This is a genomic window from Sporocytophaga myxococcoides, assembly GCF_000775915.1.
In the GTDB taxonomy this organism is placed as follows: Bacteria; Bacteroidota; Bacteroidia; order Cytophagales; family Cytophagaceae; genus Sporocytophaga; species Sporocytophaga myxococcoides_A.
In genome coordinates this window covers 168,883-183,303 of record NZ_BBLT01000006.1, presented here as the reverse complement: position 1 = coordinate 183,303, position 14,421 = coordinate 168,883, and the positions used below count along the sequence as shown (strand labels likewise).

15 protein-coding genes are annotated in these 14,421 nt (G+C 35.3%); 6 read left to right on the top strand and 9 right to left on the bottom strand.

What is annotated here, in order from left to right:
- Positions 1-6 precede the first annotated feature (6 nt).
- The 7 genes from ccoG to MYP_RS15170 form a co-directional block, all read right to left on the bottom strand.
- Positions 7-1,425 carry a cytochrome c oxidase accessory protein CcoG gene (ccoG, locus tag MYP_RS15200; RefSeq protein WP_045464991.1) on the bottom strand — a complete coding sequence of 473 codons (1,419 nt, stop codon included), beginning with the start codon at positions 1,423-1,425 and terminating at the stop codon, positions 7-9.
- A 24-nt stretch (positions 1,426-1,449) separates the two neighbouring features.
- Complete coding sequence (locus MYP_RS15195; protein ID WP_045464988.1) at positions 1,450-2,295, bottom strand: cbb3-type cytochrome c oxidase N-terminal domain-containing protein; 846 nt, start codon at positions 2,293-2,295, stop codon at positions 1,450-1,452.
- On the bottom strand, positions 2,279-2,485 hold the full coding sequence (locus tag MYP_RS15190; RefSeq protein WP_045464986.1) for a hypothetical protein: 207 nt from the start codon (positions 2,483-2,485) through the stop codon (positions 2,279-2,281). The genes MYP_RS15195 and MYP_RS15190 overlap by 17 nt, the downstream gene beginning before the upstream one ends.
- 8 nt (positions 2,486-2,493) lie before the next feature.
- Complete coding sequence (gene ccoN / locus MYP_RS15185; protein WP_045464984.1) at positions 2,494-4,620, bottom strand: cytochrome-c oxidase, cbb3-type subunit I; 2,127 nt, start codon at positions 4,618-4,620, stop codon at positions 2,494-2,496.
- A gap of 1 nt (position 4,621) precedes the next feature.
- Positions 4,622-4,792, bottom strand: coding sequence for a cbb3-type cytochrome oxidase assembly protein CcoS (gene ccoS / locus MYP_RS15180; protein ID WP_045464982.1), 171 nt, complete (start codon positions 4,790-4,792; stop codon positions 4,622-4,624).
- Positions 4,793-4,876: 84 nt separating this feature from the next.
- Positions 4,877-7,273, bottom strand: a complete 2,397-nt coding sequence (locus tag MYP_RS15175) for a heavy metal translocating P-type ATPase (protein WP_045464980.1) — start codon at positions 7,271-7,273, stop codon at positions 4,877-4,879.
- On the bottom strand, positions 7,258-7,731 hold the full coding sequence (locus tag MYP_RS15170; protein WP_045464978.1) for a hypothetical protein: 474 nt from the start codon (positions 7,729-7,731) through the stop codon (positions 7,258-7,260). Before MYP_RS15170 ends, MYP_RS15175 begins: the two co-directional genes overlap by 16 nt.
- A 131-nt stretch (positions 7,732-7,862) precedes the next feature.
- Between MYP_RS15170 and MYP_RS25180 the strand changes: the two genes are divergently transcribed.
- Positions 7,863-8,321: an OsmC family protein gene (locus MYP_RS25180; RefSeq protein ID WP_052430241.1), complete on the top strand. Its 459-nt coding sequence runs from the start codon at positions 7,863-7,865 to the stop codon at positions 8,319-8,321.
- A 4-nt stretch (positions 8,322-8,325) separates the two neighbouring features.
- Here the strand turns inward: MYP_RS25180 and MYP_RS15160 are convergent, their stop codons facing one another.
- Positions 8,326-8,541 carry a hypothetical protein gene (locus tag MYP_RS15160; protein WP_156140654.1) on the bottom strand — a complete coding sequence of 72 codons (216 nt, stop codon included), beginning with the start codon at positions 8,539-8,541 and terminating at the stop codon, positions 8,326-8,328.
- Positions 8,542-8,902: 361 nt separating this feature from the next.
- Here MYP_RS15160 and MYP_RS15155 point away from each other — a divergent pair, with 361 nt between their 5' ends.
- Together MYP_RS15155 and MYP_RS15150 are read left to right on the top strand one after the other, a co-directional pair.
- Complete coding sequence (locus MYP_RS15155; RefSeq protein ID WP_045464974.1) at positions 8,903-9,478, top strand: Crp/Fnr family transcriptional regulator; 576 nt, start codon at positions 8,903-8,905, stop codon at positions 9,476-9,478.
- A gap of 85 nt (positions 9,479-9,563) precedes the next feature.
- Positions 9,564-10,637, top strand: coding sequence for an SMP-30/gluconolactonase/LRE family protein (locus tag MYP_RS15150; RefSeq protein ID WP_045464972.1), 1,074 nt, complete (start codon positions 9,564-9,566; stop codon positions 10,635-10,637).
- Between the two features lie 300 nt (positions 10,638-10,937).
- Here MYP_RS15150 and MYP_RS15145 read toward each other — a convergent pair whose 3' ends face one another.
- Positions 10,938-12,071, bottom strand: coding sequence for a porin (locus MYP_RS15145; RefSeq protein WP_045464970.1), 1,134 nt, complete (start codon positions 12,069-12,071; stop codon positions 10,938-10,940).
- Positions 12,072-12,290: 219 nt separating this feature from the next.
- Here MYP_RS15145 and MYP_RS15140 point away from each other — a divergent pair, with 219 nt between their 5' ends.
- The 3 genes from MYP_RS15140 to MYP_RS15130 all read left to right on the top strand — a co-directional run bounded on the left by MYP_RS15140 (position 12,291) and on the right by MYP_RS15130 (position 14,382).
- Complete coding sequence (locus tag MYP_RS15140; protein ID WP_045464968.1) at positions 12,291-12,872, top strand: Crp/Fnr family transcriptional regulator; 582 nt, start codon at positions 12,291-12,293, stop codon at positions 12,870-12,872.
- A gap of 107 nt (positions 12,873-12,979) precedes the next feature.
- Positions 12,980-13,633: an NADPH-dependent F420 reductase gene (locus tag MYP_RS15135; RefSeq protein ID WP_045464966.1), complete on the top strand. Its 654-nt coding sequence runs from the start codon at positions 12,980-12,982 to the stop codon at positions 13,631-13,633.
- Between the two features lie 158 nt (positions 13,634-13,791).
- Positions 13,792-14,382 (top strand): YceI family protein, encoded by a 591-nt coding sequence (locus tag MYP_RS15130; RefSeq protein ID WP_045464964.1) that lies wholly within the window; start codon positions 13,792-13,794, stop codon positions 14,380-14,382.
- Positions 14,383-14,421: the final 39 nt, after the last annotated feature.

Genomic DNA, 14,421 nt, shown 5'->3' with positions numbered 1-14,421 from the left:
AACTCTTTAATTCAGAGGTCCTATGAAACTGGTAGTTAAAGTTTCAAGCTCTTTGCCATCTGAATAGACACCGATTTTGATTTTAGTTTTTACTTTTGTTATATCAGCCTTACTCAGTACAATAAATGCGGCAGTCTCTGCTGTCCCCTGAGATGGAATTACCGGCTCTTTACCTACAAGTTTTATTTCTCCATTCTCCGATAAAACTTTTATCTTCACTTGAATCTCTTTGTTTGTCTTGTTGATCATTTTAATATTATAGAGATTGCTCACTTTATTATCGGGAAGCTCCTGAAAAGATACTCCAGGAGTTCTTAATATACTTGTCTCTATATCAGCCCTCATTAATAATAAGGCGAAAATAAAACCAATTAAAACCAACAGTACTGATGTATATACAGCAATTCTAGCAGTTATTTTAAAAGGTTTACTTTCAGCAATACCCTCCTCGGAATCCATTCTTATAAGACCTTCCTGTAAGCCAACATTGCGCATTATAAAATTACAAGCATCAATACAGGCTGTGCAATTAGTGCATTCCATCTGAGTTCCGTTTCTGATATCAATCCCCATAGGACATACATTTACACATTGATTGCAATCAATGCAATCTCCTTTTCCAGCTTCCTTGCGTGATTCTTTTGCTTTTAATTTTCCACGTTTTTCACCTCTTACATAATCATAGGCAACGATCAGAGAGTTCTTATCCAATAATACTCCTTGCAATCTTCCGTAAGGACAAATCGTTGTACATACCTGCTCTCTTATTCTTGAAAAGACCCAATAGAAGGCAAATGAAAATATAAGATGAGAAGTGAACAATCCCAGATGATTTGATGGATTTTCATGCATCAGCTTCATTACCTTCTCAACCCCCATGATATAGCTCAGAAATATGCTGGCTATCATGAATGAGATACTGAAGAAGATAAAATGTTTAGATACCTTTTTAAAAATCTTCTCAGTGCTAAGAGGTGCTTTATCGAGAACAGCTCTTGTTTTCCAGTCACCTTCAATCCAGTATTCGATTTTTCTGAATACTGACTCCATGAATATGGTCTGTGGACAAATCCATCCGCAAAAGACTCTTCCATATACCATTGTAAATATTCCTATGAAGACGACAAAAGCAATCATTATCAAAAGAAATATATGAAAGTCCTGTGGCCAGAATATCTTTCCCAAAATGATAAACTTCCTTTCAACAATATTTAAAAGCAATAAAGGCTCTTCATCTATTTTAATGAAGGTTCCGGCTATCATCATTCCTATAAACAGCAAGGAAAGCAAATAACGGTAGTTTGTAAGCTTTCCTTTGGAGTTTTTCGGATAAAGCCAGATTCTTTTTCCCGATCTGTCAACGGTAGAGATAGAGTCTCTGAATGACTTATCTTGGTTTACATTTGTTAAATCAGACTTTTCCATTTTGGTAATGGTATTATAGTTATGTTAGTCTTCCCCTTCGTACTTATCTCCCTGAGGGGATTTTGCATTTGTCGGATTACTTCCCTGAATACTTATAATGTAACTAGCCACTTCCTGAATTGCAGATGGACTTAGCTGAGCTTTCCAGGAAATCATTCCCTTCTGAGGTATTCCGTATTTAATAGATTTAAAGACATTCTTTACGCCACCACCATGAAGCCAGTAAGGGTCCGTGAGGTTAGGGCCTACTCCACCCTCTCCTAAGGAGCCGTGACAAGCAGCACAGTTTTGCTGGTACAGCCCTTTACCTTTTTCAATTCCTTTTAGATCTGCCAGTTTTACATTGGTTTCATCAATGCTGTTAGCTGCAAGTTTCATATATGCTTCTTTCTCTTTTTCAGCAACAGCCAGTTCCTGAGTGTATTCTTCTATTTGCAACTGACCATTTTCATTAAAATGATAATAGTAGATGTATGCAAAGGAAAACACAATGGTCGCATAGAACATGTATTTCCACCAGGGAGGAAGGTTATTATCAAGCTCCCTTATATCATCGTAAACGTGGTCAGTAAGAATACTTTCTTCCTGATCCAAAGGAACAGTATCTGTAAGCTTCTTTAAGAAACCTGCCATAACTGGCTCAGCAGATGCATTCGGCTTTGCATGATCCAGAAATACCTTTAACGTAAAAAGTATATATAGCAGAACAAAAGTTATCAATACAAGTATCACCAGTATTATAATACTGAACATACCCGTTGAATGAGGAGCTGCTGAAGCAGCATCAGCTTTTGAAATAAATGGACTTAAAACTAAAAGCAGTGAAAGTATGGATTTCATATTGATAAAATCTTTAAATATTCTCTTCATTGTTTTCTCTATTAGCTAAGATTGAATCTTCCAGAGGCATTTGCTCCATTTTAGACATTAACTTCTTGTCCGATCTGAAAACGAGCATCAACACTCCAAGAAAGAACAGAAAAAATATGACAAACGAGATGATAGGAAATATTTCTATATCTGTAATGGATGCCATATGATATTTTACAAATTTTAACATAACGAGAATCAATTATCCTGAGCTAATGGTTTTGCTTTGATATCAGTACCTAATCTTTGTAAATAGGCTATTAGCGCTATGATTTCTTTCTCACTCTTGGTTTTAACACCAGACTCTTTAAGTCTTTCAGAAATTTCATTTGCCTGTTTTCTAAGATCTTCATTAGCCTGTGCTTCATAACCCTTTGGATAAGGAACTCCCAATTGTCTCATGGCAGTTATTTTTCCCGGGGTAGCATTAGTATCTATGTCGTACTCAAATAACCATGGATATGGAGGCATGATGGAACCAGGTGACATACTTTCCGGATCCAGCATGTGATTGTAATGCCATGAGTCTGGATATTTACCTCCAACCCTGTGGATATCCGGTCCGGTTCTCTTTGAACCCCAAAGGTGAGGGTGATCATATATAAATTCACCTGCTTTCGAGTATTCTCCATATCTTTCAGTTTCAGATCTGAAAGGTCTTACCATTTGAGAGTGACAGTTATTACATCCTTCTTTGATATAAAGATCTCTTCCATGCAATTCTAAAGGCGTATAAGGTTTTACACTGGCAATAGTAGGAATGTTTGATTTAACCAGGAAGGTCGGTATCATCTCTACAATTCCACCTATCATAATTACAACAAGGCTTAGCACCATCATCTGAACTGGCCTACGCTCAATCAATCTATGCCAGTGTTCATTTTCTTCATTTGCGTCTTTGTGTATTGCAGGAGCTTCAGCCTCTTCGTTTGCAACAAATGATCCTTGCTTCGCTGTCATAAATAAATTATAACACATCACTACTGTACCTGCAATGAACATAGCACCTCCCAAGGCTCTGAGCATGTACATTGTTTTTATCTGGGTTACAGTTTCAAGAAAGTTAGGATATGCTAATAGTCCTTCTGCCGTAAACTCTTTCCACATTAAGCTTTGAGTAAAACCAGCCCAGTACATTGGGAGCGCATAGAATATGATTCCTAATGAACCAATCCAGAAATGGAAGTTTGCCAATCTTTTTGAATATAGCTCTACTCTGAATAGTTTAGGGAAGAGCCAGTATAACATACCAAAAGTCAGAAATCCATTCCAGCCCAAACCTCCGATATGTACGTGTGCTACTGTCCAGTCTGTAAAGTGACTTATAGCATTTACATTTTTAAGGGAAAGCATCGGACCTTCAAAGGTAGCCATCCCATAACATGTGAGTGCTACCACCATAAATTTTAGAACGACATCTTCACGTACCTTATCCCAGGCACCTCTCAAAGTAAGTAAACCATTTAACATACCTCCCCATGAAGGAGCTATAAGCATTACTGAAAATACAACACCAAGAGATTGTGCCCAGTCCGGAAGGGCTGTGTATAATAAGTGATGAGGACCTGCCCAGATATAAAGGAAAATTAATGCCCAGAAATGTATGATTGAAAGTCTGTAGGAATATACAGGTCTGTTCGCGGCTTTGGGAACAAAATAATACATAAGTCCCAGATAAGGTGTTGTCAGAAAAAAAGCAACTGCATTATGTCCATACCACCATTGAACCAGAGCATCTTGAACACCTGCATACCAGGAATAGCTTTTCATAAAAGATACGGGTAGCTCAAATGAGTTCACAATGTGCAATACTGCTACTGTAACGAATGTTCCGATGTAAAACCAGATGGCAACATATAAATGCTTCTCTCTTCTATTAAGAATAGTAGCAAACATATTCCATCCGAAAACAACCCAGATAAGCGTAATGGCAATATCTATAGGCCACTCCAGTTCAGCATATTCTTTGCTGGTTGTATAGCCCATAGGTAACGTAAGAACTGCAGAAAGAATGATCAGCTGCCATCCCCAGAAATTAATCTGGCTTAACACGTCACTAAACATTCTTGTTTTGCAAAGTCTTTGTAAGGAGTAATAAACACCTGTAAAAATTCCGTTACCTACAAAGGCAAAGATTACGGCATTAGTGTGTAATGGCCTAATTCTGCCAAATGTGGTGAATTCGAGTCCGAAGTTCAAAGCTGGGAAAGCGAGCTGAAGTGCTACCGTAAGACCTACGAGCATTCCTATGACCCCCCAGATCATTGTTGCATAGGCAAAATTTCGGACGATTGCATTGTCGTATGAAAACCGTTCTAAGTGCATATTACTTGTTACTTTTTTGTTTAATTTCTGATTTTTTTGAGTCAAATAACATCCTTACAGATGGGGAATAGTCGTCTTCATATTGTCCGTCCCTGATAGCCCAGATAAAGGCTCCCAGAAACGATCCTGCTACCAGCAGGCTGAAAATCACAAGTATGATCAGTACACTCATTGTTTATTGTTTGATACAAATTAATATGTAAACCAATCAGGGAAGAATGAGGTAAGACACCCTGGAAAATGATATTTGTCACTTTTATCTCAGTCCATACTTTTTTGCCCAAAAACTGCTCATTATGGTTACGAACAATACAACTGATACTGAACTGATTGGCATTAGCAGAGCTGCTACTAGGGGCTTTAATAAACCTTGAACTGCGAAATACAATCCTATTACATTATAGGATAAAGAAATAGCAAGACTACCATAAACTGATCTCACACAGGCTTTTGCATATTTCAGAAAGACAGGTAAGCGAGAAAATGCTGAAGCATCCAATATCGCATCACATGCGGGCGAAAAACTTCCACAGTTTTCTGTAATGCTGATACCACAATTACTTTGTTGCAATGCACCGGCATCATTCAAACCATCTCCTATCATCATCACCTTCCCTTCTTGATTTAGCTTTTTTATGTAATCCAGTTTACTTTGAGGAGTCTGATTAAAATGTAGATTGGACGGTGTAAAGTAATTACTCAGATAACCTTTCTCTGAATCATTATCTCCGCTTAATATGTGAAGCGAATAATCCCTTTTTAATATTCCGGATATTTGATCAAAGCCTTTCCTGTAGCTATTTCTGAATACGAAACATCCTTTAACTTCATCATTGATCTTTATATATACCTTAGAACCTGGAACCATTCCAGTATCTTTATTGAGCTCAAGACCTGCAATTTCAGCTGTTCCCACAATGACTTCAATGTTATTGAATTTCCCCTTAATTCCTTGAGAAGGTAGTTCAATAAATGAATCAGGCTTTAAAGAGGAATCTACTTTAAGAAAAATATAAATGCTTCTGGAAAGCGGATGGGTAGAGTTTTTAACAAGCGATTTAACCATCTCTGATTGTGCATCGGTAAGCTCTCCAAAAAATGACACTTTAGGATTTTCAGTAGTGGTGATCGTTCCTGTTTTATCGAATACTATGGAATCATTATGTGCAAGCTTTTCAATAGTTTCAGTATTTTTCAGAAACAGTCCATTTCTCCCCATTATGTTCATTGCTTTTCCAAAACCAAACGGAATGGCCAAAGCAAAAATGCAAGGACAAAATATGATAAGGACAGAAACCGCTGCATGCAGCGCAATTCCAGGATCTTTTCCAATCCAATATATATAAGATCCAAGGCTGATAATCAATACAGCTATTGTAAAGTATTTCCCGATTTTGTTCGTAAATTCAACAAGACCATTGAGTTTGTTGATTGTATTGTCTTTGTTCCATAGCTGAGTCAGATAACTTTCTGACACTTCTTTACTAGTGATGATTTTAACGGCAGAGCCATCTTGTCTTCCACCTGCATATACCTTTTGACCGGTTTCCTTTGTGATCAGACTTGATTCCCCTGTAACAAAGCTGTAATCAATAACTCCTGTACCTTCAAGAATATAGCCATCGGCGGGAATTATTTCTTTATTACGAATTAAAATGGTATCACCTGCTTTCAGTTTATCCAGGGTAACATAGCGTTCAGAATTGTTTTCAATTTTTGTAACAGCCAATGGGAAATATGACTTATAATCTCTTTCAAAAGAAAGAGCCTCATAGGTTTTATTCTGATACCATTTTCCAATCAGTAAAAAGAATATTAATCCTGAAAGCGAATCAAGATATCCGGGTCCTGCTCCTGAATAAATTTCATAGATACTTTGAGAAAAAGCAGCAATGACTCCCAATGCAATCGGTAGGTCTATATTAACAGTTCTTGTTTTTATAGCATTCCATGAACTTATAAAATAATCAGCTGAACAATAAGTAAATACAGGAAGAGAAAGAATCAGGCTCAGGTATATAAACAGACCTTTAATATCACCTGAAAATTTATCAGAAACAGAAAGATATTCGGGAAGGCTCAGCATCATAATATTTCCAAAGCAAAAACCTGCAATACCAATCTTATATAGAAGAACTTTATCAACTGTTTTCCGATTGATTTCTTTTCCGTTAAAATTAATAACAGGAGCATATCCCAGCGAAGTCAGCAGCTCAGCTAGTTGCCTTAAAGATATCTTATTATTAAACTGAATGTTTATTTCCTTTTTCCTGAAATGGACATTGGATGCTATTATACCCGGATGAATCTTTTGCATATTCTCCAACAACCATATGCAAGAGCTGCAGTGTATGGATGGAATATAGAATGTAACACCGAACTTATCTCCTTCCTTAAAATCCAATACCTTTGCAATGATAGTTTCTTCATCAAGAAAAGCGTATTTAGATTTACCTGCTTCTTCAATTTTATTTCCAGGATTATTTGTATCCAGAGCATAATAATCGCAAAGCAGATTAGCATCAAGAATTTCATAAACGCTTTTACAACCATTACAGCAGAAGACCTTTGTGTCAATTTTAATATCTGCCCCTTTACAGTCATTTCCGCAGTGATAGCATTTAACTGAATTTTGTTCTACGATGCTTTCCATACTTCCTCCTTTTGAATGTATTTCAGACTATTGTTAAAAAATATAATACCAGCAGAGATCAGACTGACCAACTTAATTATTTCCGCAACTACATAAATTATGTGAGGTGATCCTCCTGAAGGTATTCTTCCATCTATAATGATCTGTGCTCTTTCATCAAGTGCTGGCAACAGCCAGGTTGTCTGAAAGAGAAGAATCATAGATAGCAAACCTAGAAGGAGTCTGAATTTAACAGAAGGCCTTGTAATGAAACTTAATACAATAAGAATAATTGAAAATAGCAGCTCGATTTTGTTAAGTGCACCAAAAACCAATCTTCCTATACCCAGACCAATTCCAAGAGTGACATTAGGGGCCTGAAATTTAAGAGGAGCTTCAAGAAATGAAATGCCCAGGATCATGCCGGCCCATAAAAATATAAGTAAGAGCATAATTCCCCTGTATCCCTGTTTTTCCATACATGTTGTTTTGAACAAAGGAACTCGATTTTAAAAAGGAGATAAATGACAAATATCAGCTTTTCAGATAATCTTCGTCATCATTGCCTGTTGCACAATCACTTATATTTGAACCAATAAACTGTAGAACAATGGAAGAATACTTCTATGAAATAGATTTGTCCTGGAAATCAGAAAAAGCCGGATTTCTCACCTCACATGGAGTTGATGAGATAAAAGTTTTTTCCCCCATAGAAACACCAAGAGAGAAAAAGAATCAGTGGACTCCGGAACAGTTGCTTGGAGCTTCTGTCTCTTCTTGCTTTATGACAACATTTCTGGAAATAGCGGAGAAAAATAACCTCGAAGTAATTTCTTATCAAAGTCAGTGTTTTGTTAAGCTTGAAAAAAAAACAGATAAGTTTACAACGGAAGAAATTCTGATCAGACCAATTGTAAAGCTTAAAAGTAATAATTCTTTTTTACTTGCCCAGAGATGCCTGGATGAAGCAGAAACAGCATGCCCATCAAGAAAAGCATTAAAAATCAGCATTGAAATTCATCCGATTTTTGAATATCTGAATAAACCAGGAAAAAAATCCAAAACCTGATGTATCAGGGCCTGTCCTCGTATCCCCATTCCCGCTCATTCAAAGTCTTGCCGGAATGTTTACCAAATTTTAATACGGAATATACCATCCATAAAATCAGAAAAGGAGATATTGAGAAAAGCGAAAGCATGATCTCCAACTCAACATCCATCCTGGATAAAGCGGTAAAAACAAAAAGGAAGAGTGTAACAAAGATGACAGATAGTTTATAATTTTTCATACTTACAAAACCTCTGAGCATATCAAATGTTACAGATCATTCTGGGTTAAGTTATAATGCTTTAATTTTGTTTTGATTAGCGATGAATTCAAAATTTTTAAAGAATTCTACCACTGTTTTTTACATCTAAATATTTAACTATAAAAACCAGATGTGGATTTTGTTTTCATTTGAAAATTATACTAGTTATATTATTTTTTTATATGATTAGTGTATTAATTCCCGTCATTAAGGTATTGAATAGGGCAATTTATAATACGTTCCATTATATTAGTTTTGTTAATTTTATCCTCGATGAGAAAAGTAACAAAAAGAATCAAAGGCTATAAGGAAATTTCAGAAAATTATCACCATCAATTGGATGAATATTATCAAAGACTATTTTAACTCCATTTCAGCATTAAAAGATGAAACATGGATCAAGGTTTTACCGCTTTTTGAACATAAATTATTATTAAAAAACCAATACTTTATAAATGTAAATGAAACAGCAAATAAAATCGGGCTTTTAGAATCTGGAGTAGTAAGGGCTTACTTTATAAATAATGAAGGTAAAGAATATAATAAACAGTTTTTTGCAGGTCCAAGTATAATTGGCGCTTATACCTCTTTATTGACAGGGCAACCTAACTTAATAGCTCAACAAGCACTCACAGACTGCAAGGTGTATACATGTGACTATAAAGCATTAACGTCTCTTTTCGACACCCATCAGGACCTTGAACGTCTGGCAAGAAAAATTGCTGAATTTTATTTTATGGAAAAAGAAAAGAAAGAAATCGAAATAGCACTGCTGGATGCTTCTCTTCGCTATAAAATTTTCCAAAATGAATTCCCTAAATTAGAACAACACATTTCTCAATTTCACATTGCTTCTTATTTAGGTATATCTCCTACACAGTTAAGCCGAATTAGAAATATGGCAGCTAAGGGATAAGAGTTATGCTCATTTCTTTACATATGTAAATGTAAATTTATTTTACACTTTTTTACTTTGCATGGTTAATGAAAACGAGCATTGTATGAAAAGAGGAACTATCTTACCCCTGATTTTTATCTCCATTATAATTATATTGGAGTCTTGTTCTATTCATCCCGTGGCTTGGAATCCAGATAAAACACCTTCTTATTCAGCTGCAACAAAATTCAATGAGAAATTAACATCTGCCATTAAAATAGATTTAAATAAATGGGAAGGCCCTGAAGATATTGAATTTGATGATTCAGGTAATTTATATTGCGGTGTTCATAACAAGGATTTTACCGACGGCAGAATATTAAAAATATATCCTTCTGGCAAAGTTGAGGAATTTTATGATTCGGGTTCCTGGGTTTCAGGTTTGCACTTTTATAATAATAATTTAATTGCTCTTAGCCACAAAGAAGGGTTAATCAGTATTAATCAGGATAAAAAAGCTACTGTATTAGCAGACAAAGATGAAGATGGAAATCGCTTTTATATTCCTAATGGTATAGATATCGCCCATGATGGCAAAATCTATTTCTCTAATACTTCTGAAATTTCCGCCTACAACATTAAATATGGAAGAAAATTAATATTAGAGATGAAACCCCGTGGTGGCGTGTATTGCTTCGACCCAAAAACTAATTATTTAACCACACTAATTAAAGGAACATTCTTTGGTAATGGGCTAGTGCTATCAAAAGATGAAGACTACCTTTTGATGGTAGAAACTACCAAATACAGAGTGTTGAAATACTGGATTGAAGGTGAAAAAAAAGGTCAGACAGACATTTTTATTGATAATTTACCAGGCTTTCCCAATGGCATTTCCATCAGAGAAGATGGCACATATTGGCTTGGCTTTACCACCAAACGTAATGAAGCTTTAGATAAAATTCATCCTAAAATAAATATGAAAAAACTCGTTTATTGCCTTCCACAAATAATTCAACCAAAAGCAGATAAATTTGGAATGATCATGAATATTTCAGCTGATGGTAAAATCTTAGAAACCCTATACGATACGAAAGGAGTAATTTTATCTGAAGCAGGCGCAGTAAAAGAGCATAAAGGCTTTCTTTATATTGGAGGGGATGTAGTCAGATACATAGGAAAATATAAGCTAGAATGATATCTGCAAAATATAATTTGAGTTAATGCATTAGTTCTCGTTTGCTTATCGGACGGTGCCTGAGGAATTTTAGTAAATTCCTCACAGCCCTTTATTCTTTTGGTTACTTTTCTAATCAAGGAGAAAGGTAACAAAACTAATATAATGGAACGTATTATAAATTGCCCTATTCAATACCTTAATGACGGGATTTAAAACACTAATCCTAAATATAATTTATCTTTAATATTCTTTTTAGCATAGATTGATCAATGTATCAGGAACTCATTTAAACCAATACTGATAAGCATGCTTAAACTTCTAAAATTTTATAGCAACAGATGATAATACCAATACACTTTTATCTGACTGATTATCTTTATTAAGAAATACTTTATCCTTTGATTCAAATACCTTACCCTCTATTCTCCATAATAAATTTTCTGCAAGCCTGATATTAAGCCCTACAGAACCTGCAAATGTTTGAAAACCATTCTTAGTTCCCGTATAAATTATAACACCATTCTTATCATTATAATATTCGCATCTGACAACTGCGCTGGTTCTATCAGTAATTGAATAATTTAAAATTATATTTGGATTAAACCACAGATAATTGCCTGAGGCTTTTCTTTTCTTTTGAAATCCAATGTCAAAAGAACATAACAATGTGAATTTAGACAGTTGGGCGCGACAATAAAAGTTGTTGAAGAATCTTCGTGCAGATAATGAATCCGTATTTGGAATTCCTGCAGTTGGTTCATATGCTCCTGCTTCCTTACCTAAAAAAGTGCTGTAATTCAAAAGCAAATGCTCTGTTGGTTTGAATTGAATCTGAGTTCCCAGGGCTTTGTTTTTATTATGATCAGTTATATTCTGCCACCCGTTTAAAATAAGACCATTGATCTTTAACTTATTATTGATGTCATATGATGCCCTGACTCCAGTCTCATAGTAAGGTGTATTTTCTGCCATCATCGATCTTGATAAGGTAAGGTTTTCAGAAGAAATAGCACTTTCAGATCCGATATGAGAAGTAAATATCCCTGCATCTATCCATAAATTTCTTATTGGCTGATAACCCGCGTAAGCCTCATAAACATATTTGAGCATTGCAGGCTCGTTGGCATAGTTGTATTCTACATAAGTACCAGCCTGAAGCGCAAGGATCCCCCTTACCTTATCTTTAAAATAATCCACTCCGACAATGCCGTTATTAAGGTTAAATTCATTATGTCTGTTGTGAGAATAAAGAAAACTATTGCCTGTAACGAGCTCTCCATCTATTCGGGAAGGAGGCTGATTAAAATTATAGCCATAAAAGATGTCCGCAAAACCCCAGAAAGATAATCCTGATGAATCCTTTACAGATACACTATCCTTATTCTGAGCAGAACTTAAGAAGGCATTGTTCATCATAATAATGAACACACACACAAATATCAACCTTTCCATTTTGGAACAAAGTAAAGTCTTTTATAATTATTTTTTAAAACAAATTACATGAAATAGAGAATGAAAGTCAGAGTTTTGGTCCTGAACACTTATGCAAACTATTGATTATCAATAAAAAAAATCTTATTGGGTAGCCTTTATATAATAAATTTAGAAAATAAGGTTTTTTTTGCTTTTTTGCGGCTTCGGTGGAGATTATCTACCCGACAATTTAATGCAATGTTTGATTTATTATTTAAAAATATAGAACGGAAAATAGAGATTACAGAAGAAGATAAAGCCTTCTGTAAGACTCTCTTTATTCCTAAAAAGCTTAGAAAAAAGCAATATCTGTTGCAGGCCGGAGATATATCAGAATATGTTGCTTTTGTTAACAAAGGATTATTAAGGTCCTATTCAGTAGATGAAAAAGGTGAAGAACATATAATTCAATTTGCTCCCGAAGACTGGTGGATTACTGATATGAACAGTTTTCTTACCTGTGAAGAAGCTATATATAATATAGATGCGCTGGAGGATACTGAAATACTATTACTGGACAAACCATCTCAGGATAAACTATTTGAACAAATTCCAAAGTTTGAACGATACTTCAGGATATTGATTCAGGCTAGTTTTGTTGCTATGCACAAGAGATTGCTTTCTACCATTACTAATACCGCAGAGGAGAAATATATGCGTATGTTGAAAACATATCCGGATCTGGTACAGCGGGTACCTCAACATATGATTGCATCCTTTCTTGGAATAAAGCCTGAAACAATCAGCAGAATAAGGAAAAAGCAGGCCTCCAATTCCTGAAATTCTATGACTTTAATCAATGCTTTTTCTTGATGCAGGTCAATGTCTCGAACCACCAATATGCCCTATCTTTGTGTTATAAATTTAAATAATTCAAACAAGAACGGATGAAAAAGACCATTGCAGTTATCGGAGCCGGAGGAGCAATGGGCTCGGCATTGTCCAAAAGCCTTGCAGCCAGCGGACATCATATTCTGTTAATGGATAAGGATTCTGAAAAATGTCATAAGACGTATGATAGTATTTTGGCAGAATTACCCAATGCTGATATTGAAATATTGAATTGTATTCATGAAGGTTCCTGGGAAGCTGATGTAATCATTCCGGCAGTATCTTATGAAGTACAGCAGGAAATTGCAGATTATATAAAGGATGTGGTAACTGGAAAAATCGTTATAAGCCTTATAAATCCGATGAATGAAGATAAGAGCAAATTACTGACCTCTCCACTCTCAAGCGCAGCTGAAGAGTTACAGAACTATCTTCCCTATTCAAAAGTTGTGAAGGCATATAATACGATCTTTCCTAGGGATTTTAAAAATATATCGAATGCAGATTGTTTTATAGCAGGAGATGACGAAACAGCTGTTGCTACTGTTGCTTCACTGGCAAAGGATTCAGGCATGGTGCCTCAACTGTCGGGAAATCTGAGTGCAAGCAGGACGCTTGAGGGAATGATGCTCATTCTTATACAATTGTGCAGAAGAAATAATATTCCAGAATCAGGATACTTTAAGATCTTTTTTCCGAAAAGCGGATAGTTTTCTGATAACATAAAATTGATCTGAATCAATGCATTTTCTTAATCCAGGTCAATGGAAATAAATATTCAAATGATATAACTTTGTGTTAGTAAATCATTGAAAAAAAATAAATAATTATTAAAACTAAAATAAACCTAAAATCTAAAATCAAAACTATGAAACGTAATGGTCTTTTTGTTGCAGTAATTTTCGCCTTTTTAGCAATGGCTTTCACTGCAGGAACAACAGAGTACAAAGTTGATGCAAAACAAAGCAAAGTTGTATGGCTTGGTAAAAAAGTAACTGGTGAACACACTGGCGGTATTAACATTGCAGATGGTAAACTTATCTCTGACGGTAAAAATTTCACAGGTGGTTCTTTCACTATCGACATGGCATCTATGACTTGTACAGACGTTGCTGATCCAGCCTATAATGAAAAATTCATAGGACACTTGAAATCTGACGATTTCTTCTCAACTGCAAAATTTCCTAAATCAAATTTTGTAATTACTAAAATTACTTCTACTGGTAAGGATCAGTACAACGTTAAAGGAAAACTTACTATCAAAGGTATCACTAACGAAATTGAATTCCCTGCTACTATCCAGACTGTTGGAAAACAAATCAAAGCAAACGCGAAGATTGTTGTTAACAGAACTAAATATGATATCAAATATGGCTCAGGAAGTTTCTTTGATAACCTTGGTGACAAGGCAATCAATGATGATTTCGAATTAAATGTCGACCTGGTAGCTGCAAAATAAGCAGAAACAAAAAGAGGGCTGACAAATAGAATCAGCCCT

What these genes read in the sequence shown, in the direction of transcription:
- MYP_RS15130 (WP_045464964.1), top strand. Translation starts at nt 13,792, where the DNA reads ATGAAACGTAATGGTCTTTTTGTTGCAGTAATTTTCGCCTTTTTAGCA.
- ccoS (WP_045464982.1), bottom strand. Translation starts at nt 4,792, where the DNA reads ATGAGTGTACTGATCATACTTGTGATTTTCAGCCTGCTGGTAGCAGGA.
- MYP_RS15135 (WP_045464966.1), top strand. Translation starts at nt 12,980, where the DNA reads ATGAAAAAGACCATTGCAGTTATCGGAGCCGGAGGAGCAATGGGCTCG.
- MYP_RS25180 (WP_052430241.1), top strand. Translation starts at nt 7,863, where the DNA reads ATGGAAGAATACTTCTATGAAATAGATTTGTCCTGGAAATCAGAAAAA.
- MYP_RS15150 (WP_045464972.1), top strand. Translation starts at nt 9,564, where the DNA reads ATGAAAAGAGGAACTATCTTACCCCTGATTTTTATCTCCATTATAATT.
- MYP_RS15155 (WP_045464974.1), top strand. Translation starts at nt 8,903, where the DNA reads ATGAATATTATCAAAGACTATTTTAACTCCATTTCAGCATTAAAAGAT.
- MYP_RS15145 (WP_045464970.1), bottom strand. Translation starts at nt 12,071, where the DNA reads ATGGAAAGGTTGATATTTGTGTGTGTGTTCATTATTATGATGAACAAT.
- MYP_RS15140 (WP_045464968.1), top strand. Translation starts at nt 12,291, where the DNA reads ATGTTTGATTTATTATTTAAAAATATAGAACGGAAAATAGAGATTACA.
- MYP_RS15195 (WP_045464988.1), bottom strand. Translation starts at nt 2,295, where the DNA reads ATGAAGAGAATATTTAAAGATTTTATCAATATGAAATCCATACTTTCA.
- MYP_RS15160 (WP_156140654.1), bottom strand. Translation starts at nt 8,541, where the DNA reads ATGAAAAATTATAAACTATCTGTCATCTTTGTTACACTCTTCCTTTTT.
- ccoG (WP_045464991.1), bottom strand. Translation starts at nt 1,425, where the DNA reads ATGGAAAAGTCTGATTTAACAAATGTAAACCAAGATAAGTCATTCAGA.
- ccoN (WP_045464984.1), bottom strand. Translation starts at nt 4,620, where the DNA reads ATGCACTTAGAACGGTTTTCATACGACAATGCAATCGTCCGAAATTTT.
- MYP_RS15170 (WP_045464978.1), bottom strand. Translation starts at nt 7,731, where the DNA reads ATGGAAAAACAGGGATACAGGGGAATTATGCTCTTACTTATATTTTTA.
- MYP_RS15190 (WP_045464986.1), bottom strand. Translation starts at nt 2,485, where the DNA reads ATGTTAAAATTTGTAAAATATCATATGGCATCCATTACAGATATAGAA.
- MYP_RS15175 (WP_045464980.1), bottom strand. Translation starts at nt 7,273, where the DNA reads ATGGAAAGCATCGTAGAACAAAATTCAGTTAAATGCTATCACTGCGGA.